Here is an 18459-nt window from a genome sequence, read left to right on the forward strand (position 1 = left end):
ATCGCCTAGGCTTTGGGACGGGCTGATGAGGTAGGAATGGCGCGGAGCTCGGCGGCGAAAGTGGAGACCTCGGTCGTGGTCCTGGAGGCAGCCAAGAAGGTGCTTCGGCAAAACGGCTACTCGAGGCTCTCCACCCGGGATGTTGCCGCGGCTGCTGGCGTTCCGCTCAGCCAGATCCACTATCATTTCGGCTCCAAGCAGGGGATGGTGCTGGCGCTGTTCGAGCACTTGAATTCGCAGCTGCTCGATCGTCAAAATGCGATGTTTCACGACAGCTCGCTGACACTATCCCAGCAGTGGGACCGGGCCTGCGACTATCTCGATGAGGACATCGCGTCGGGCTATGTTCGCGTGCTCCAGGAGCTAATTGCGGCGAGCTGGGCGGATAGCCCGGTGGCGAAGGTGATCCAGGTCGGTCTCATGGGATGGGTCAAGCTTCTTGTCGAATTGGCCCAGCGCGCCGAGCGCGAGTTCGGCGGTCTGGGTCCGTTTACGGCCAACGAGGTCGCTGCCTTGGTTGCGGGCGCATTCATCGGCGCCGAAAGCCATTACCTTCTCGGTCTCGAGAAAAAAGGCATGCCCGTCCGGCAGTCTCTCCGCCGTTTTGGCGATCTCATCCGAATGATGGAAGCAGCTCACCGCAAATGAGGTGACGTCATGCGTGCCAAATTGCCGGTCGAAGAGGGGTTTGTCGAGCGAGACGGTGTCAAACTCCATTACGAGGTCTACGGCAATGGCGCGGAGACGCTGGTATTTGTGCCGCCATGGAGCCTCGTCCACTCGCGCATCTACAAGGCGCAACTGCCCTATTTCAGCGAGCGCTTTCGTTGCGTGACCTATGACGGCCGGGGCAATGGCCAATCCGACCGGCCCGATGATGTCTCGGCCTATACGCTCGACAACTATGTCGCCGATGCGCTCGCCGTCATGGATGCAACGCAGACCAGCGCGGCCATCCTCGTCGGCCTCTCATTCGGCGCCATGATCGCCTGCATCCTCGCCGCCTATCATACGGAACGGGTGAAAGCCGCCATCCTGGCCGGCACGGCGGCGGCCATCGGGCCCGGCTATCCCTACATGGGAAACGCCCATTTTCATCGCAAGCTCTCGGAATTCGATGACTGGGATAAGTACAACTACGACTACTGGATCTCGAACTATCCCGACTTTGCCACACACTTTGTCGGTAACATATTTATCGAGCCACATTCGACCAAGCAGATCGAGGATGGCGTGGCCTGGGCCTGCGACACGACGGGGCCCATCCTGGCGAAGACGGTGGAGGCACGGGCGACGCGGCCGGCTTTTGACGTCGGCGAGGCGATGTATCGCAAGATTAAATGCCCAGTCTTGATGATTCACGGCGACGACGATCGCATACAGCCTTACGCTCGCGGACAACTCGTCGCGGAACTGACCGGCGCGGAACTCGTGACCATCGAGGGCGGCGGTCACAATCCGCTCGGTCGTATTCCGGCCAAGTGCAACATCCTGATCGCGGAATTTCTGGAGCGAAAGCTCGGCCTATCCACCCGAACGAAGGCTATTCAATCGTATCAAAGGCCGAAGCGCGCGCTCTACCTGTCTTCGCCGATCGGGCTCGGCCACGCTCGTCGGGACATCGCCATCACCAGAGAATTGCGCAAGATCATTCCCGATTTTCAAGTCGAATGGCTGGCGCAGGATCCAGTCACGCGGCTTCTTGAAGCCCATGGCGAAACCGTTCATCCACTAAGCCACCGTCTGGCCAGTGAAACCCGCCACATCGAGCTCGAATCCGGCGAACATGATCTGCACGCGTTTCAGGCCATTCGCCGCATGGATGAGGTGCTGATCGCGAACTTCATGACCTTTCAGGACGCGGTCGAGGAGCAGCGCTACGACCTCGTGATCGCGGACGAAGCCTGGGACATCGACCACTACTGGCACGAGCATCCCGAGCTGAAGAAGGCCGGTCTGGTCTGGTTCACCGATTTCGTTGGCTATGTTCCCATGCCGTCGGGCGGCGAACGCGAGGCGCTCCTGACGACCGACTACAATGCCGAGATGATCGAGCACATCGAGCGGCATCCGACTGTGCGCGACCGCTCCATCTTTGTTGGCGAGCCGGCGGACATCGTTCCCCTCACCTTTGGCAAGGACTTGCCGGCAATGCGCGAATGGGTGCCGCGGCACTTCGATTTCGCGGGCTATGTGATGGGCGAGCATCCCACGTTTTTCGGCGATCGGCCGCAGTTGCGACAGGCTCTGGGATATGCGCCGGACGAGAAGGTCTGCATCGTCACCGTCGGTGGCTCTGGTGTCGGCTCCCACTTGATCAAGCGTATCCTTCAGGCCTGGCCGGCCGCAAAGGCAAAAATCCCGGAATTGCGCATGATCGTAGTCGCCGGTCCCCGCATCGAGCCAAAGTCGTTGAATGCGCCTGATGGCGTCGAGGTCGCGGCCTTCGTACCGAACCTCGATCGCCAACTCGCCGCCTGTGATCTCGCTCTGGTTCAGGGCGGCCTAACAACCTGCATGGAGCTGACGGCAGCCGGCACGCCCTTCATCTATTTCCCGCTACGCAATCACTTTGAACAGAATTTTCACGTTGCCCATCGCCTCGATCGCTACCACGCTGGCCGCCGGATGGAATTTGCGACTTCAAGCCCGGATATGATTGCAGAGGCGATGGTCGAGGCGCTCCGAAGAGCGTCGCACTTTGAGGCGGTGGAGCACAAAGGCGCCGAGCGCGCCGCGCGCATGATCGCCGAATTGCTTTGAACGTTCTGCGGACCCAGTCGTACGCGCAGTTGTTCATGCTGCCCGGGATGAATCATTGCCAGGGCGAACCCGGGCCCAACACGTTCGAAGCGCGCCGCTCGTCAAATGGGTCGCGGCCGGGGTCGCCCGGAAACGATCACCGCCACGAAGTTCGTGGATGACACACCGCCCGCGGTGCAAATGACGCGGCCACTTTGCGTCTTCCCCAGGGTCGCGAAGTACAACCGCACCGGCGGCACCAACGCTGCGGCGAACTTCACCTGCGTCACCGACGAGAACGACTTTAACCAGAAACCGGGCCCCTAAATACGGGCCTTGACGAGCACGCGCTGCCGGCAAGCCCAACTTCGGTTCGCCGGCATCCTGTTGCGGCGAAGAAGTTCACACTCGTCCGGCTGGCGAGATGTCAACCCTCGGGCACCAGCTCGATGAGTTCAGGTATTGGGCGAGCAACGATCTCATGTGCTTCTTCGTCATCGATCGAGAGTGCCTTGAGCAGCATCACACACAACGCGTCGCCATAGCGCGTCGGACGGGCCTCCTGCAGAACGGCGCGCAAACCCGAGCGGACCGAGCCGACGACGAGATCGCGCGCTGCGAAGAGATTATCAAAGCGGAAGCGGCCTTGCTCGCGGCCGATCTCGAGATCGGGCCTGGGATATTGCAGAAGATCCTCCGCGATGGCCTCGCTGTCGCCCGACATGGAATAGACCAGCCATCCCCACGCCTCGTTCCGGACCGCGCACGCGAACACCAGTCGCGCTTGGGTCGCCAGCCGCTCGGCGGGATCCTTCAAGCCTTCGCACGCTCTTTGAATCTGGAAGAACGGGGCCCGGCCGATCGATGTCCAGAGATCGTCGAGCAACTCCTTCCTGGTAGAATAATGGTTGTAGAAGGTTCCTCGCGAGACTCCTGCGGCGCGGATGAAATCGTCGATACTGGCCCTGTTCTCGCCGAGCTCCGCAACTACGCGCGCGCTGGCTGCTAGTAATTTATGCCGCGTGCGCTCGCGGCGCTCGGCTCCGATCTCCTGCCGCCTGTTCATGCCGGCTCCTTGGGAAGTTGACCTCCATTGGAAACACTTCTGATTCGATTTGACAAGCGATGTCCAAAATGACACAATATGTATAATTTGAACTGAGGAAAAGCCGCTCAGCTTGCCGAGCACATGGCTTTGCGACGCTCGCCATCGAGAGGAGACGCCCTTGTCTGCGATCAACGTCGCTGCTGCCGCCGCTCCGCTACAATGGGCCGAGTCACTTCCCGAGCTCGATGACCTACAGATTGGCGCGCTGCGCCGGATGTTGAATCTGGCTGGTCAACTTCCGGATGACTGGTCGGGTATGCATGGGCCGACCACAATGCAGGAGGATTTCGGCGGTCTGCGCTTCCAGCTCGCTTATATGAGCTACGCGCTGGCGCTTGCCCACGTGCATCGCCTGCCGGGGGCGCCGGGACTGTTCAAGAAACCATTCGAGCAGTTGATCGAAAAGATGCTGTCGCCCGATGTCTGGGCCTATTGGCACTATGTCAGCACCGGCAACGGGCCAATCAATCGCAGCCAGGGTGAACTGCCGGCGCAATGGAATCCGGTCGGCAAGGATAACATCATGTACAGCGCCTACATCCAGTCAATGGCGCTGATGTACCACTACCTCTTCCGCGACGCCCGCTATGCGAAGGAAGGTGCCTTGACCTTCGCGGTGGCGTCGATGTTCTGGGGCGATGGCAGCCTGCGTTTTCCCTACGACGAGCGCTCGCTCAACGAACATCTCTATTGGAGCATGGTCGAGCGAGGCTTCCTGGGCATTGCCTGCGAGCCGAATTGCGTTTTCCAGATCTGCAATCAGCCGGCCATCATCGGATTCCGCATGCATGACCTCGTCTACGGCACCTCCCAGGCCCAGGAAGTGATGGACGGCTACGACAAGGCCTGGGCGGACTTCGGCGTGCTCACCGAGAATGGCCACTTCAACATGATGGTCATGGAACAGGAACGCGTGGTAGTGACACCGCCCGATGCACCCTGGGTCGACTTCTGGCTCGCGGCGCTCATGCACGCCTGGAAGCCCGAGCTGGTCGCCGAGCACTTCCCCGCGCACATCGCCCGCTGGGCCGTCGAAGCGCCGCACGACACGTTGTGGATTCGACCCGCTGTTCAGCACAAGCTCGACACGTCGCCGATCATCTCCGCGCGCGATCATGGCTGGGCCGCGGTCGCAGCCGCCGAGGTCGGCGACGAGAACACGCTGGTCCGTCTGCTGGGTTACGCTGACCGGTTCATGAGTCCGGTGCGCGAGAATGGCGCCTATTACTATCCGCGACGCGACGAGCATTTCGACGCGCAAGGCCGCCTTTCCGTGATGGACCCGCATACCGGCAATGTGCTGCTTGGCTATGCGCGCCTCAATGTGAAGGACGGACTGCGCAAGCTGTTTGATGGCCCGCTGACCGACGCCCATTTCGCGGCACCCGCGCTGGCTTCGCTCTCGAAGGGCATTAATGTGCGCCGTGCGACCTATGATGCGGAGCGGCGCATGCTGGCCCTCACGCTTGAACCCGGCGCAAGTCGGGTCGACGCCTGCCTCACCTTCGATAATTCGGCTGAGAAGGGTATGCCCGAGGTGATCCACGATGGCACTGATGCGCCGCGTCTGAGCGTCGAAGGAGACCAGTTGGAAATGCGCTTCAGCATGTCTCGCCGCACGAGCCTGGTCCTTGCATGGTAGGAGCGCCAGACCATCCGGTTTTCACCCTGACCGACCATTTCGGCAACCAGATCACGGAGAAGGATTTTCACGGCTGGTTCCAACTGGTCTATTTCGGGTTCACCTCATGCCGCGTGGTTTGCCCGCGAGCCCTGGCAAAACTGTCCGGAGTTCTCGAGGAGCTGGGTGACGAAAGCGCCAGGTGGATCAAGCCGCTTTACATCACCGTTGATCCGGCCCGCGACAAGCCGGAAACAATGAAGGCATATCTGCAGGCGGACTACCCTCGCTTCCTGGGTCTGACCGGTCCCGAAGCAGCCATCGAAGACGCGAAGCGACACTTCCGGGTCTTTGCGCAGCGCAAGTCCAATCCCGCCGATCCGGACGGCTATCAGATTGCGCATACGGCCATTGCCTACCTTCTCGACCGAAACGGCAACTATCTCGATCATTTCCCTGATGCGACCGCAGGAGCGAAGATCATCGAGCGTATCCGCATTCACTTAGCCCACTGACGGTCCTGCCGAGGATCCTCCGCGTCGTGCCTGTAGCTGCGCTAGAATAACAAGGCGAACAGAACTGAACCTTGCGCGTCGGGTGTTAACCGCTTGTGCGTGGAGTCAGTCGCGTGGCAAGTTCCGATCGCGTCATCCATCTGGGACGTCCGTAAGTTGAAGTTCGCTGGCCCGTCGTGTAGCGAACACAACTCAAAGCTGGCTCAATACGCCTGCTAACACTTTACCGGTCACTGCCTCGAAGCTGCAATCTTCGGGGGGCTCCGGCGCAAGTGCTGATCACTTAGTTGGACAGGTACTAGATCGCAGCGGTGGCTTGGACCGACTTTGTCTGAAACGGGGCGACGCCCTGTTGGAAATGCGTAACCGCCTGTTGCAACGTCATCGACTTTCAATGCGACCACGTCGCAGCCGATGCCGAACAGCGCCAGACCACGGATACGCCCCTCTGCCTAAGCTTCGTGCGAATAGACGAAACGTGCTTCGGGCGAAGGGGCGGCTTAGTTCGGCTTTGCCCACCGGGCTATACGTATTGTCGTGCAAGACGAGCAGCCTGCCGGCGAAGTGCTGACGCCATTCCCGATGAGGCGACGGAGACGAATTATTTCGAGCTGAACCGCGAGAGCCGGAGTTCAAGATTTCACTGCGCCGGCTGTCATGCCATCGATGAAGCGGCGTTGCAGCAGCACAAAGATCAGCACGACCGGCAACACGATAATCACAGCTGCCGCCAGCATCTCCCCCCAATCCGTGGAATATTGTCCGGTCAAACTAAAGAATTTAACGATCGCCGTGACATTGTCGTTGTTCTGTAGGAACGTGACTGCGATGACGAATTCATTCCAGGCGTTCAGGCCGACGATGATCGCGACCGTCAGGAGCCCCGGCCGCATCATCGGCAAGATAACATAGTAGAATTTCTGCCACGCCGTCGCACCATCGACCTCGGAAGCCTCCTCGAGCGCATAGGGGATTGAGAGGACGTAGGTGCGAAGCAGGAAAATCGAGAATGGCGAAAACATCGCTGTGTAGATCAGCGCTACCGCCGGAATCGAATTGACCAGGCCGAGCTTCGCGAAGATGAAGTACAGGGGATAGAGATAGAGCTGCACGGGAACGGTGATTGTCGCCATGAAATAGAAGGTGAGCACCCGCCAGCCGCGTCCCTGCTGGCGGGCCAGAACGTAGGCGCAAGGCGCGGCCGTGATGCACACCCCAAGCGCGGCCATGGTTCAAGGCAGAAAGAAGGCGGACCGCAATAGTATCGTGCGCGGCGTGCGCGTGGATAAATAGACCTCGATGGTCGCGACGATACCAAGCGCGATCACGGCGATCGCAAGCGCCCCGATTGAACCGGCAGGGTCGATGAGTCCGCGCACGCGCTGACGGCGGTTTGGGCCAGCATCGCGGTGGCCCAGCCAAAGGTCGGTGCCACAATTGCTGAGAGAAGGATGAACTTGTGAGCCGGGTGACATCTGCATTTCGTCTTCCGCCCATGACCAGGTTTAAGGCAAAGTCGCATTCGAGTTCGCCGATTGGCGAAGGTGAGTATCCAAGAGCCTCATTCCTCGGATGAGATAACTGCTCCAAAAGTCGAGCAGCCGAAATCGCCGCTGGCACGGCTCGCTCTTGCGCTGCCTGGCTGGCAACCACTTGCAAAGAGGATCGGGGGCGGCATCGCCGCACTTGCTGCTGTCGGCGCTCTACTGAGCGGCCTGACCGGCTACTGGAGTGCTTGGAAGACGGTCCGAAGCGACATCTTTCACAACTCACAGGCGGTCCAGCGAGAAGCCGTCAGTAAACCGGACATCGCACCGCGGCTGTCACTTGTCGTGATGCCCCTCACCAACCTCAACCGCGATCCCGAGCAGGACTACTTTGCCGATGGCGTTACGACCGATCTCACCACCGATCTCGCGCAAATACCCGGCACTTTCGTCATCGGACGCGGCACGGCTTTCACTTACAAAAACAAGCCAATAGACGCGAAGGCGCTTGGTGGCGAGCTTCGCGTGCGTTGGGCAGTGCAGGGTTCGGTGCAACGCACCGGCGAACAAGTCCGTATCAATGTGGCGCTAATCGATCTCTCAACCGGAGGCGACGTTTGGTCGGATCGCTTCGATGGTGACCGCGTCAATCTCGCCATTATACAGGACCAGATCACATCACGGCTCGCGCACGAGCTCAATATCGAACTGATGAACGCTGAAAGTTGGCGCAGCGCGGCGGAGCGGGCGAACAATTCGGACGCCATGGATTTCGTCATGCGTGGCTACGCCAAACGCTACGAGCCAGCGACAAAAGCGACAACGGCGCAGTCGAGAGCTTATTTTGACGATGCTCTCAAGTTCGATCCGACGAACGTTGACGCCTTGATAGGAAAGGCGTGGTGCCTCGCGACGGAAGCTCTGAATGGCTGGTCGGAGGCGCGCACCGATGATCTTGGGGCGGCCATGAAATTGATCGACGCAGCTCTCGCTACGCGCCCAAAGAGTGCGTTGGCGCGGGTCGTGAAAGCACAGATTCTGCGCAATACTGGACAATCTGATCAAGCATTGCGGGAATATGATGCTGCGCTCGAAATTGATCCGAACTACGCGCAAGCGCACAGCTCGAAGGGCTACGCGCTGATCCTGGTCGCCCGAGCGAAGGAGGCGATTCCTGAAGTACGGATTGCCCTGCGATTGAGCCCAAAAGACCCACTTGGCTACGTCTGGCATTCTTATTTGTGTCGCGCCTTTTTCCAACTGCAGGACGTCGATGCGGCCGTTCCGGAATGCCGCCGGTCGATGGATCTCAATCCAACCTATTTTTGGGGCTTGGCAACGTTGCTTTCAATTTACGGCTCGACCGGTCGTGTCGGAGAGGCGCGGCTGGCGCTCGCCGAAATGGATCGCATTCGCCCGGATTTCTCCGTGCAGTTTTACAAGCGGACCATCCTTCCGCTGTCAACCAACGACCAGTATAGGAGGCAACTCGACGTTTTCCTCGACGGTCTTCGCAAGGCGGGGGTTCGGGAACAGTAAGAAATTGCGAAACGCATGAGCTCCTCTGTAGGGACGGGGGGACTCATTAAGGCGCAGCCGTAGCCTGATTGCTGCGAGTTGAACGAAGGCAAGATAGTTGGCGGCGAGCCTGTCATAGCGCGCCGCAACCCGACGACATCGCTTGATCCTGTTGAAGAACCGCTCGACCTGATTGCGAGCGCGGTAGAGATATGGGCTGAAGCAGATCGGATCGCTCCGATTGCTTTTCGGCGGGATGGAAACGCCCACGAGGCAGACGCCGCTGCGAGCGTATAAGCCGCAGCGCAAGCGGCCCGTGACAGGACCGTATCGGGAGATGACTGCCACCGGTAAACCTGCATCCCTCAAGCTCGCTTTGGTGGCCTATTCGTGGTACGCGTTGACGACCGCGCGCGCTGATCTTCTGTTACCGAAGCACGCTTCCGTTACGCGAGGGAGGCGAGAATGACGAGTACCGCCAGGCGCCGCTCTGGATGCACGCTCTCGGCACGCCTCCTGCTTGGAGTGGGCATATTGCTCACTGGCGTGCTTCCGGATCATGCGGAGGAGGCGCTAAACTCGGGTGGCGAGGCGCTCTACCGCGCGCGCTGCTCATCGTGCCACGAGGGTGGCGTGGCACGGGCGCCTGACGCCAACGCGCTGCGGCAATTGAGGCCTGAGCGGATAGGCTTTGCCTTGATGTTCGGCATGATGAGCCAGCAGGGGCGCGACCTAAGCCAACGCCAAATTCAGGAAATCGCTCGCTATCTCGTCGGGACACCGCCGGAGCAGCAGCAGCCACTGCCGGATTCCACGTGCAGTGAGCGCGGCCCCGCGCTTGCGGACGCTTCGTTGCCGCGCTGGAACGGCTGGGGCGTCGACATCGCTCAACACCGGTTTCAACCCGCTGGCATGGCCCAGCTTTCGCCGGACGATGTTCCGCGCCTGACGCTCAAATGGGCGTTCGGCTTTCCCGGCGATACCAGGGCCTACGCGCAGCCGACGGTTTGGGGCGGCCGGGTCTTCGTGGGCAGTGCGGGGGGCAAGGTCTATGCGCTGGATGCCAAACTTGGCTGCCAGCGCTGGGTGTTCGACGTAGACTTCGGCGTACGCACCGCGATCACCATCGGCGAGGATGAGCGGGGCACGACCGCCTATTTCGGCGATCAACGCGGTGAAGCTTATGCGCTCGATGCCGAGAGCGGAAAGCTGCTGTGGAGACGACGTGTCGATGCGCATGCGGGGGCTGTGATCACGGGCGCGCCGACATTGGCCAATAATGTGCTTTATGTGCCAGTCTCCTCCGTCGAAGAGGTGTTGGCGATCGATCCACGCTATTCTTGCTGCACCTTCCGCGGTCTGATCGCCGCCCTCGACGCCAGGACCGGCGAGGTGCTGTGGCGCGGCTATGTCAGCCCGCCGGCCCAGCCAATCCGCCTCAACGCGATGGGTGTCCAACTCTTCGGACCCTCTGGCGGCGCGATCTGGTCGTCGCCGACCATCGACCTCAAGACTAGTCGGATCTATGCGACGACGGGCGACAGTTATCTGGACCCGGCTTCCACGACCTCCGATGCGTTTGTGGCCTTCGATCTGGGCACCGGAAGGCTCGCCTGGTCGCGGCAGCTGACCGAGGGTGATGCCTACAACGTCGCGTGCAGCAGCCAGTATCGCGCTAACTGCCCCGGCACCAAGGGTCCGGATTTCGATTTCGGCTCCTCTGCGATCCTGGTCGATCTACCTGACGGAGGTCGTGCGCTCATTGCCGGCCAGAAATCCGGCGTGGTGTACGCGCTCGATCCGGACCGCGATGGTGCCATCATCTGGCAGCGCCGGGTGGGACTCGGCAGCACACTCGGCGGCGTGCAATGGGGCTCGGCTGCGGATGGCACGAACGTCTATGTCGCGGTGTCGGATGTCGGCATGAAGGCCGTGCAGCCGGCCACCGTCGGCGCGCAGAAATCGCTCTTCGGGATACCCATGAAGCTCGATCCAGGTCAGGGCGGCGGGCTGTACGCGATGAAACAGGCCACGGGCGAGATTGTCTGGCACACGGCACATCCGGGCTGCGGAGATCGGCCCGGATGCAGCCCTGCCCAGTCGGCTGCGGTAACCGCGATTCCTGGTGTGGTGTTCTCCGGCGGACTGGACGGCCACCTGCGGGCCTATGCCGTCAAAAGCGGCGAGATCATCTGGGACGTCGACACCATGCGGGACTATGCGACCGTAAACGGCGTGTCGGCGCATGGCGGCTCGCTCGATGGACCGGGACCGGTGATCGCCGGGGGCATCCTCTACGTCAACTCGGGCTACACCAATTATGGTACCGCGCCCGGCAACGTGCTGCTCGCCTTCTCCGTGGACGGACAGTAGGCCAGGAGTTCTCGCGCAACGGGCTGTTCGAATTTACGAGAACGGTCCGCTGTGCGCCCAAGCAGCCATTCCCGCGAGGTCACAGTTTAGCCCATCGCGACAGTTGTAGCGTTTGCACAATACGGTTGGAATCGAAGCGACGCGGACACGATTTATGACTATGCGCCCTTAGTGCAACCCCGTCTCAAGCAGCGCCACCAAGCGACGGGATTAACAGAACTGACATGGTGTGGCCGATTAGCATTAACACACCGCCAAGGGAGATGGTGGATGCGCAGACTGCGAACCCTGCTGTCAATTGTGGGGGTGCAAGGCGCGAGAGGGATGAGCATTGCACTGTGCGTGGGTGCGTTCGTTCCTGTGTTTATTCCGGGATTGGGTGTAGCGCTCAGACCGGGCTTGCCGTTGATGATCGCGGTATTCCTCGTTAACGCATTTGCCCAGCTCGACCTGCGCCATGCAAGGCAAGAGTTCGCACGACCTCTCAGATTGCTGACCGCAACGGGTTGGGTAATGCTGGCCGTTCCGACCCTGTTCTGGGCCACATTGAACGTGGTCGGTCGAGAGCGGTTCGATCCCGGTTTCGTTCTTGCGTTGAGCTTGCAAGCCGGAGCTGCGCCGATCATGGCCACCCCAGCGGTGGCTTTGGTGCTCGGCCTAGAGGTGACCTTTCCAGTTCTGTTGTTGCTGACCACGATGTCTATCCAACCGTTCACCGCGCCCTTTCTTGTCAGCTGGGTTGCCGGGACAGCAATTCCCATCGATAGCTTCATCCTCGGACGCAACCTGTTCGTCATGGTTGGCGGATCAGCGCTAGCCGCGGCCGCTCTAAGACTGTGGCTCGGACGCTCGCGTCTTGAGACGTACCGCCACGAACTTGCCGGCATCAATCTGATCGTTTTTGCACTGTTTGGCCTCGCCATGTTCGATGGTGTCGTCATCAGGATGTTCAGCGAACCGCTGCTGTTGCTTGGCCTCTCCGCGGTCGCCTTCATCGTCGCGCTTGGCAGTCTGGGCATTGCCATGGCCATGCCTCGTGCCATGGGCCGGGACGAGGCTTTCATCGCAGGTTTTGCCACAGGTCATCGTAACGTCGGACTTATGGCTGCCGCCCAGTACGGGTCATCTCTGCCGGAGTTGACATGGCTCTACTTCGCTCTCGCTCAGTTACCAATCTATCTGACGCCTCAAATCATCCGCGCCATCGCTTCCGCGAGAGGTTCTGTTCTCGAGAGGCTTCCAGCGGACGAATAGGAGAATAGCGATCGTGGTCACGCCCGAGTCCAGCCTCTCGATCAGTCAAGACGCACAATTGGTCGGCACATGGACCCTCATTTCCGTTCTAACCGAGCGGGATGGCAAACAGTTCGACGCCTACGGCCCAGGTGCAAAGGGCTCGCTGGTGTTCGATGCGAACGGACGATATTCAATCATTTTCATTGCGGCTGGCCTACCCAAATTCGTGTCGGGCAACCGTTCCGCGGGCACCGCAGATGAAAATGCAGCAGTTGTAGCAGGAAGCCTGGCTCATTTCGGCACTTATGTCGTCGATGAGCCGGGCAAGAGCTTCACGTTTCAGATTGAGCGCGCGACATTTCCGAATTGGCAGGGAAAGAACAACAAGCGCTCGTTTGTCATCGTCGGGGACGAGCTACGCTTCACAGACCCGCATGCGTCTGGCGGTGGAGTTGCCGCGAATATCTTTCGGCGCGCGAAGTAGGTCACGCCGTTTGCGGCGTCGTCACACATGACCGATAGCGGAAGCTCCAGCCTACCAATTCGGCCGCAGAGAGTCTTGCATTTGCGTGGTCAAAGTGTCGAGTTTAGCGACCGCAATGCATGGCTTGAGATGGTAGAACCGAAGGGTTCGAATGTGGAGCTGGGAATGCCGGTCAAACCGCCGCCAATGATGGAAAGAGACCTTCCAAGAGCTCGCGAAATCGCGCGTTCATGGAACCTTCTGGACCAACTCTCTCCGAGCGACGCCGAGTCGGTCATAAGAGCGATTGCGCAGGGCATTGCGGAAGGACGCAGTTATGGTCTGGAAATTGGCCAGGCGTCCCTCAAGACGTGAGGCGCGCACGATCGATTTGGCAGTTTGCGTCACGGCTACCCAGGCACGAGGCAGCTTTCATGAGCGATGCAACTTCTCAGACCGTCTATTTCTATGATCGTCATCCCATCTCACATGAACTCATCCTTGCGAAACTGCGCACAAGCCGTGGCCATCTCGACGGATTGCGTCCGGAAGAGCTGTTTCCCCACGATCAGGATCATTACGGCGGGCTCGCCGCTACAGATGAACTGGCGCGAGGAGCACAGATTTGCGATGGATCGCGCGTAGCCGATTTCTGTGCGGGACTCGGCGGCACGGTGCGTTATCTGGCTCACAAATATGGAGCGGACGTCACGGGTATCGAATTGACACCAGCGCGCGCCGCGGGTGCGCAAGAACTCACCAGGCGCGTCAACCTTCACAACACTGCGCGCATCGTCGAAGGCAACGTGATGGAGGTTCCTCTTCCTGACGCAAGCATCGACGCTGTCCTCAGCCAGGAAGCATTTTGTCACGTTCCTGACGTGACGAGCGCAGTTGCCGAAGCTTTTCGTATTCTGAAGACAGGCGGCCGACTGGCGTTCACGGATTGGATAGCCAATCAGCCACTTGACGCTGCTGATGCGCAACTGATGTGGGAAGGAATGGCTATTCAACCTCTTCGGTCGATTGCGCAATATCGCAGTCTGGTCGAAAGCGTTGGCTTTAGGGTGCTTTCGACAAAGGATTTGACGGAAGAGTGGAGGCCCATTCTGAAGGAACGACTGGCAATGTATCAATTGCTGCGTGAAGAAGCCCGACAGGCTGGTACCCCGATGGGGCACGATGCATTCCACGAATCTTACATCCGTTTCGTTGACCTCATTCAGGAGTGCAAGCTGGGCGGCGTAAGGATAATGGCTTCGAAGTAGCGAGCATCGTCAAGGACAGCACGTATCCCAATATTGCCTGTTGGCCCGGGGCAGAAACGTATCGAGATGTGAGGCAGCTCACTCGCTGCGGCTATTGATTGCGGTACCGTTTGGCGGCGCGGTGCAACATCCGATATGGAGACGATGATGTTTGATGCCGATCACTGGCGAGCACGGGCCGAAGTCGCGCGGACGAAAGCAGAGTGGATCGGTCACGCTGGATACCGCGAAGGTTTCTTGAAGTTGGCAAAAGAGTACGATCGACTAGCCGATAGTGCGGAACGCCGAACGCGATCCGAGACGATACCTCATCCATACTTTCCAGACTTGTCCTGAGATATGCGATCTGCGGCGCAAGCCGTTTACGGTCTTTATCTCGGCGCCGGTCAGCGATTTCGGCACTGTCGAACCAATCATCCGGTTGTTCATTCAGCAAGTTCATGACGTCCTGCTGAGGCAGCCGCCCGGAAAGGACGAGACGATGGGAAGAAGTCCCGCTTCTAACCGGAGATCAATTGCAAGACGACAAACAGCGATTCGAAAAGCAATTGAGTACACCATTGCTACGACGAGCCTCGGAATGGCCGCTGTTTGAGAAGCCGCCCGTGTCGTTGCGTTCGATGCTCACATCGGAGGGCTGCATCCGACCTCTTTGGATGAGAGGTACCAGCGATGCGGGGACGTGCCGCCCTTCAACTGAAAGGTATGGTCGAGCTGCTGGAGTCCACGCAGGCAATGCATGATCCAGTAGTCTTTTTCGACGAGTGCTGGATCAATGCTCTTCTCCTCCGCCACGATCCGGATTAGGTCCGCGAACTCAGGATGGTTGTGAAGGTACTCACGCGGCATGATGCAGCCCGGCCGGCTCGAGCGTGCGCCGGAACAGCTGCTTGGTCCGTTCACTGCCATAGTCACGCACGGCACGACGCAAGCGCGGGCTATTCGATACCGCCACGCGCTCGGTCACGCGCTTCAGGACCTCATCCTTCGCTTCAGCGAGTTGATCAAGGTTGTTGACGAGATCGACCAGAAGAAATTCTTTGGTGAGATTCTTCGGAAAGCGCGGCTTCACCCTGAAGGCAAACTTGCGGCTGCCCAGTTGAAAGTCACCATGACGCTTGTGGTTGTAGACGACTGTCTTGTCATAGAGTTGCGTCGTTCCCAATCCGAGACTGTTGTGCGCGTTGGGCGACGCTAGCAGAAATCGGTCGTCCTTCAGGAATGCGCCGACAACGTCCTTGTCGGAGGCGGGTGCGGGACCGAAAGCGGTCTCCTTCGGGAAGACGTAGAGACCGCCTGACAGTTTTCTCAGAACGCCCTGCTCAACCAGTTGCCTAAGATGCCGGTCGACAGACTTCGACCACCGAGCGAGATCGGCGCGTCGGTAGGCGTGGCCCGGTTTCAGATGGCGTTTGAGTTCGTCGAGCTTCGTCACGCTCGACAATATAGGCCAAAAACGACCCTTTTTGCAAGCTTTATCATTGAAAAATCATGCAAATATAAATGTAAGTAACTGAATTATAGATATTTTTATCAATGGAGTGTCGTAAATAAACCCACATAGGGCCCGCAAGCCAATTTCTTCCAGTGAATTTCTCGGGGCGGCTGTAAACGAAAAAAAGGAAAGAGGGGGCCCGTCAGAGCGTCCTCTCCAGAACCCGCAAGCCTTTCGGTTTGACGGGCGAACTTCGCCGTCATGTCGGTCTCACGCCGCAACCGTTCCCAAGCGATCAGGGAGGCGGTGGCGGGTGAGCGAAGGTCCATCTCGGCGGCCTTGCGTCTGAACGCGATCAATTCCTCGAAGGTTGCCGTCGGCGTTTCGCGATCAGACGAGCGCAGCCCTATTTTGGCAAATGGATTGACAGGGGCAGCCGGCCGTGGGTTCCGGCGCGCGCAGACGTTCCAGGCGCGACGGCATGACATCATGGCGTGGTTGACTGTGGTACGCCGCTCTCGCTCGACGAGATTACCGTTGCGGTCTTTTACCTTCATACCAACAGCTTCTCGTAGAGGTCATCGGTCAAATCCGTGTCGATTGAGGTTAGGGGCTTTTCGCCGATCCGCCTCGTCGCCCGTCTGACTCCCAGCTTGTCGGCAGCGTAGCCGCCATGTGCAAAGCCGCGGGGCGACGATGGATTGCACCACCGCACACACCGAAGACGGTGCATTCGGAGAACCTCTTGGCGAGCGCTCGATAGAAATCTGGCGTCTCCCGCTTGCCTCTTGATGTCTTTGTCGGTCGATGGGCCTCAATCGAGCTGCGCCAGTTCTGCCGGCAATTTGTACCGCCTAATCAATGCTCTACGTGAAAGTTAAGGTTGCGACGCCTGATGCAACTTGACGCGCCCAAGTATATTAGTCTATTTATGCAAGTAACAAATGGATGCCGGTTACGCGTGGGAAAATCCGCAGAACTCGCCGGCTGTGCGCCAGAGAGGATACATTGGAGGAAATTCGTATCGAGCGACGTGGAAGTACCGTCCACGTCATTCTGAACCGGCCCTTGGTAAAGAATGCCGTCACGCTCGCGATGTGGCGCGAATTGGCCGCGATTTTTGCGGACTTCGCCGAAGACCGTGAGGTCCGCGGCGTCGTCCTCCGGGGAGTGGGCAAGGACTTTTCCGTTGGGGCTGATATTTCCGAGTTCGAGACAATCAGAGAAGATCGTCATCAGGCTGCTGCTTACGAGGTCGCCGTCGACGGCTGCTCGGGCGCGATCGCTGCGCTCGGAAAACCCGTGGTGGCCGCAATCTCCGGCTACTGCCTCGGGGGCGGTTGTCATCTCGCGCTCGCGTGCGATTTCCGCTTTGGCGATCGCACCGCTACGATCGGCATACCCTCGGCGAAATTGTCGATCGTGTATGGTGTGCACAGCGTGCAGCGTCTGCTCGCCTTAACGGGCGTGTCCAATGCAAAGCGGGTGCTCTATTCGGCGGACCGCTACATGGCCGAGCAGGCGATGTCGATGGGCCTACTCGACGAGTTGCACGACGACGTGAATGCTGCGGCTGAAACATTCCTGGACCGGCTTGCGATCAACGCACCGCTTTCGATCGCGGGCGCCAAGTACATGCTGCACGGCCTTTCGATGGGGGCCGGCGCGCTCGATCTGACGGCAGCGCAGGGGCTCATCGATGCAGCCTCCGACAGCGAGGATTTCAAAGAGGGCCGGCGGGCTTTCGCGGAGAAGCGATCGCCCCGGTTTCGCGGTGAGTAGGGCCGGATAGTTAGAGAAGAACCTTTGAAGGGAGTTGGAGGGCGTCGATGAAGCCTGCCAAATTCGATTATGTATCACCATCGACGGTGGAGGCTGCCGTAGAGGCACTTGTCGCTTCGAATGGTGAGGGAAAGGTGCTGGCGGGCGGTCAGAGCCTGCTGCCGCTCCTCAACTTCCGGATGGCTCGTCCGACCATACTGGTCGACCTCAACGGCATCGAGGGATTATCGTACATCGAAGATCGCGGTGACCGCATCGCCATCGGCGCACTGACGCGCCACCGAGAGCTCGAACATTCGCCGCTGATCGCCTCGAAGCTGCCGGTGATGTCGGCAGCGATGCGGCATGTCGCGCACCTTGCGATCCGCAACCGCGGCACCATCGGTGGCAGTCTGTCCCATGCGGATCCCGCCGCCGAACTGCCGATGCTCGCGACATTCTATGATGCCAAAATCCTGGTCCAGGGGCCTTCGGGCCGCCGCACGATCGGTCCGGAGGAATTCTTCGTCGATGCTCTGACGAACTGCCTTGAGCCGGAAGAGATTGTGGTGGAAGTCGAGTTTCCGGTCCTGAAGCAGAGCGGCTGGGCGTTCGAGGAGGTCGCGCACCGCTTCGGCGACTTCGCGCTCGCCAGCATCGCCGTCTCCGTCCTGCATGGGCCATCTGGATTAGAGGCCGCGCACGTCGCGGTGATGGGCGTAGCGGACACGCCGCGACGACTGAAAGAGGCGGAGCAGGCACTCGTCGCGATGGAACTCGACGACCGGACTCCCGATCGATTCTCCGAGGTCGTCGTGTCCCAGGTCTCGCCGAATGGCGATCTCCATGCGTCGGCCGACTATCGCAGGCATCTCCTGGGACAGCTGGCGAAGCGCGCGTTGCAGACGGCATTGGCGACGAAGGGCTGATCA

The 18459-nt window shown here is 59.6% G+C and carries 19 protein-coding genes and 1 pseudogene; 14 read left to right on the forward strand and 6 right to left on the reverse strand.

Annotated features, from left to right (window positions below):
• Window positions 1-36: 36 nt before the first annotated feature.
• The 3 genes from JQ586_RS22145 to JQ586_RS40585 all read left to right on the forward strand — a co-directional run bounded on the left by JQ586_RS22145 (window position 37) and on the right by JQ586_RS40585 (window position 3069).
• Complete coding sequence (locus JQ586_RS22145) at window positions 37-648, forward strand: TetR/AcrR family transcriptional regulator (protein ID WP_212396737.1); 612 nt, start codon at window positions 37-39, stop codon at window positions 646-648.
• Between the two features lie 21 nt (window positions 649-669).
• On the forward strand, window positions 670-2763 hold the full coding sequence (locus JQ586_RS22150; RefSeq protein WP_212396738.1) for an alpha/beta hydrolase: 2094 nt from the start codon (window positions 670-672) through the stop codon (window positions 2761-2763).
• 180 nt (window positions 2764-2943) lie between these two features.
• Window positions 2944-3069 carry a tannase/feruloyl esterase family alpha/beta hydrolase gene (locus JQ586_RS40585; protein WP_249147910.1) on the forward strand — a complete coding sequence of 42 codons (126 nt, stop codon included), beginning with the start codon at window positions 2944-2946 and terminating at the stop codon, window positions 3067-3069.
• 100 nt (window positions 3070-3169) lie between these two features.
• Here the strand turns inward: JQ586_RS40585 and JQ586_RS22155 are convergent, their stop codons facing one another.
• Window positions 3170-3982: a TetR/AcrR family transcriptional regulator gene (locus JQ586_RS22155; RefSeq protein ID WP_249147912.1), complete on the reverse strand. Its 813-nt coding sequence runs from the start codon at window positions 3980-3982 to the stop codon at window positions 3170-3172.
• Here JQ586_RS22155 and JQ586_RS22160 point away from each other — a divergent pair.
• Window positions 3969-5492 carry a hypothetical protein gene (locus JQ586_RS22160; RefSeq protein ID WP_249147914.1) on the forward strand — a complete coding sequence of 508 codons (1524 nt, stop codon included), beginning with the start codon at window positions 3969-3971 and terminating at the stop codon, window positions 5490-5492. The genes JQ586_RS22155 and JQ586_RS22160 overlap by 14 nt on opposite strands.
• Window positions 5486-5986 carry an SCO family protein gene (locus JQ586_RS22165; protein ID WP_212396739.1) on the forward strand — a complete coding sequence of 167 codons (501 nt, stop codon included), beginning with the start codon at window positions 5486-5488 and terminating at the stop codon, window positions 5984-5986. The genes JQ586_RS22160 and JQ586_RS22165 overlap by 7 nt, the downstream gene beginning before the upstream one ends.
• Window positions 5987-6618: 632 nt before the next feature.
• Here JQ586_RS22165 and JQ586_RS22170 read toward each other — a convergent pair.
• Window positions 6619-7215 carry a carbohydrate ABC transporter permease gene (locus JQ586_RS22170; protein WP_249147916.1) on the reverse strand — a complete coding sequence of 199 codons (597 nt, stop codon included), beginning with the start codon at window positions 7213-7215 and terminating at the stop codon, window positions 6619-6621.
• Between the two features lie 3 nt (window positions 7216-7218).
• A complete protein-coding gene (locus JQ586_RS22175) occupies window positions 7219-7467 on the reverse strand; it encodes a hypothetical protein (protein WP_212396740.1) in 249 nt (82 codons plus the stop codon).
• 63 nt (window positions 7468-7530) lie between these two features.
• Here JQ586_RS22175 and JQ586_RS22180 point away from each other — a divergent pair, with 63 nt between their 5' ends.
• The gene (locus JQ586_RS22180) at window positions 7531-9012 is read left to right on the forward strand and encodes a tetratricopeptide repeat protein (RefSeq protein ID WP_312016999.1); all 1482 of its coding nucleotides are present in this window, start codon (window positions 7531-7533) and stop codon (window positions 9010-9012) included.
• 69 nt (window positions 9013-9081) lie between these two features.
• Here the strand turns inward: JQ586_RS22180 and JQ586_RS22185 are convergent.
• Window positions 9082-9252: pseudogene (locus JQ586_RS22185) on the reverse strand (transposase); the annotation flags it as partial.
• A gap of 204 nt (window positions 9253-9456) precedes the next feature.
• Between JQ586_RS22185 and JQ586_RS22190 the strand changes: the two are divergent.
• From JQ586_RS22190 to JQ586_RS22215, 6 genes are all read left to right on the forward strand, one after another.
• Entirely contained in the window at window positions 9457-11364 is a 1908-nt protein-coding gene (locus JQ586_RS22190) for a PQQ-binding-like beta-propeller repeat protein (protein WP_212396741.1), read from the forward strand.
• A 324-nt stretch (window positions 11365-11688) separates the two neighbouring features.
• Window positions 11689-12618: a hypothetical protein gene (locus JQ586_RS22195; protein ID WP_212396742.1), complete on the forward strand. Its 930-nt coding sequence runs from the start codon at window positions 11689-11691 to the stop codon at window positions 12616-12618.
• A 13-nt stretch (window positions 12619-12631) separates the two neighbouring features.
• Window positions 12632-13084 (forward strand): lipocalin-like domain-containing protein, encoded by a 453-nt coding sequence (locus JQ586_RS22200; RefSeq protein ID WP_212396743.1) that lies wholly within the window; start codon window positions 12632-12634, stop codon window positions 13082-13084.
• 165 nt (window positions 13085-13249) lie between these two features.
• A complete protein-coding gene (locus JQ586_RS22205; protein ID WP_212396744.1) occupies window positions 13250-13438 on the forward strand; it encodes a hypothetical protein in 189 nt (62 codons plus the stop codon).
• A 59-nt stretch (window positions 13439-13497) separates the two neighbouring features.
• Entirely contained in the window at window positions 13498-14331 is an 834-nt protein-coding gene (locus tag JQ586_RS22210) for a class I SAM-dependent methyltransferase (protein ID WP_212396745.1), read from the forward strand.
• A gap of 274 nt (window positions 14332-14605) precedes the next feature.
• Window positions 14606-14926: a type IV secretory system conjugative DNA transfer family protein gene (locus tag JQ586_RS22215; RefSeq protein WP_312016994.1), complete on the forward strand. Its 321-nt coding sequence runs from the start codon at window positions 14606-14608 to the stop codon at window positions 14924-14926.
• A 243-nt stretch (window positions 14927-15169) separates the two neighbouring features.
• Here JQ586_RS22215 and JQ586_RS22220 read toward each other — a convergent pair whose 3' ends face one another.
• Entirely contained in the window at window positions 15170-15766 is a 597-nt protein-coding gene (locus JQ586_RS22220; RefSeq protein WP_212396746.1) for a DUF6088 family protein, read from the reverse strand.
• 98 nt (window positions 15767-15864) lie between these two features.
• Window positions 15865-16323 (reverse strand): hypothetical protein, encoded by a 459-nt coding sequence (locus JQ586_RS22225; RefSeq protein WP_212396747.1) that lies wholly within the window; start codon window positions 16321-16323, stop codon window positions 15865-15867.
• Window positions 16324-16774: 451 nt separating this feature from the next.
• Here JQ586_RS22225 and JQ586_RS22230 point away from each other — a divergent pair, with 451 nt between their 5' ends.
• Entirely contained in the window at window positions 16775-17548 is a 774-nt protein-coding gene (locus tag JQ586_RS22230; protein ID WP_249147924.1) for an enoyl-CoA hydratase-related protein, read from the forward strand.
• A 47-nt stretch (window positions 17549-17595) separates the two neighbouring features.
• Window positions 17596-18456 (forward strand): xanthine dehydrogenase family protein subunit M, encoded by an 861-nt coding sequence (locus JQ586_RS22235; protein WP_212396749.1) that lies wholly within the window; start codon window positions 17596-17598, stop codon window positions 18454-18456.
• Window positions 18457-18459 lie beyond the last annotated feature (3 nt).

Origin of the sequence: Bradyrhizobium jicamae, from assembly GCF_018130215.1 — a bacterium.
Lineage (GTDB): Bacteria > Pseudomonadota > Alphaproteobacteria > Rhizobiales > Xanthobacteraceae > Bradyrhizobium > Bradyrhizobium jicamae_A.

Coding starts and splice junctions, on each gene's coding strand:
- JQ586_RS22225 (WP_212396747.1), bottom strand. CDS start 16,323: ATGAAGGTAAAAGACCGCAACGGTAATCTCGTCGAGCGAGAGCGGCGT.
- JQ586_RS22195 (WP_212396742.1), top strand. CDS start 11,689: ATGAGCATTGCACTGTGCGTGGGTGCGTTCGTTCCTGTGTTTATTCCG.
- JQ586_RS22145 (WP_212396737.1), top strand. CDS start 37: ATGGCGCGGAGCTCGGCGGCGAAAGTGGAGACCTCGGTCGTGGTCCTG.
- JQ586_RS22170 (WP_249147916.1), bottom strand. CDS start 7,215: ATGGCCGCGCTTGGGGTGTGCATCACGGCCGCGCCTTGCGCCTACGTT.
- JQ586_RS22210 (WP_212396745.1), top strand. CDS start 13,498: ATGAGCGATGCAACTTCTCAGACCGTCTATTTCTATGATCGTCATCCC.
- JQ586_RS22175 (WP_212396740.1), bottom strand. CDS start 7,467: ATGCAGATGTCACCCGGCTCACAAGTTCATCCTTCTCTCAGCAATTGT.
- JQ586_RS22205 (WP_212396744.1), top strand. CDS start 13,250: ATGCCGGTCAAACCGCCGCCAATGATGGAAAGAGACCTTCCAAGAGCT.
- JQ586_RS40585 (WP_249147910.1), top strand. CDS start 2,944: ATGACGCGGCCACTTTGCGTCTTCCCCAGGGTCGCGAAGTACAACCGC.
- JQ586_RS22235 (WP_212396749.1), top strand. CDS start 17,596: ATGAAGCCTGCCAAATTCGATTATGTATCACCATCGACGGTGGAGGCT.
- JQ586_RS22165 (WP_212396739.1), top strand. CDS start 5,486: ATGGTAGGAGCGCCAGACCATCCGGTTTTCACCCTGACCGACCATTTC.
- JQ586_RS22190 (WP_212396741.1), top strand. CDS start 9,457: ATGACGAGTACCGCCAGGCGCCGCTCTGGATGCACGCTCTCGGCACGC.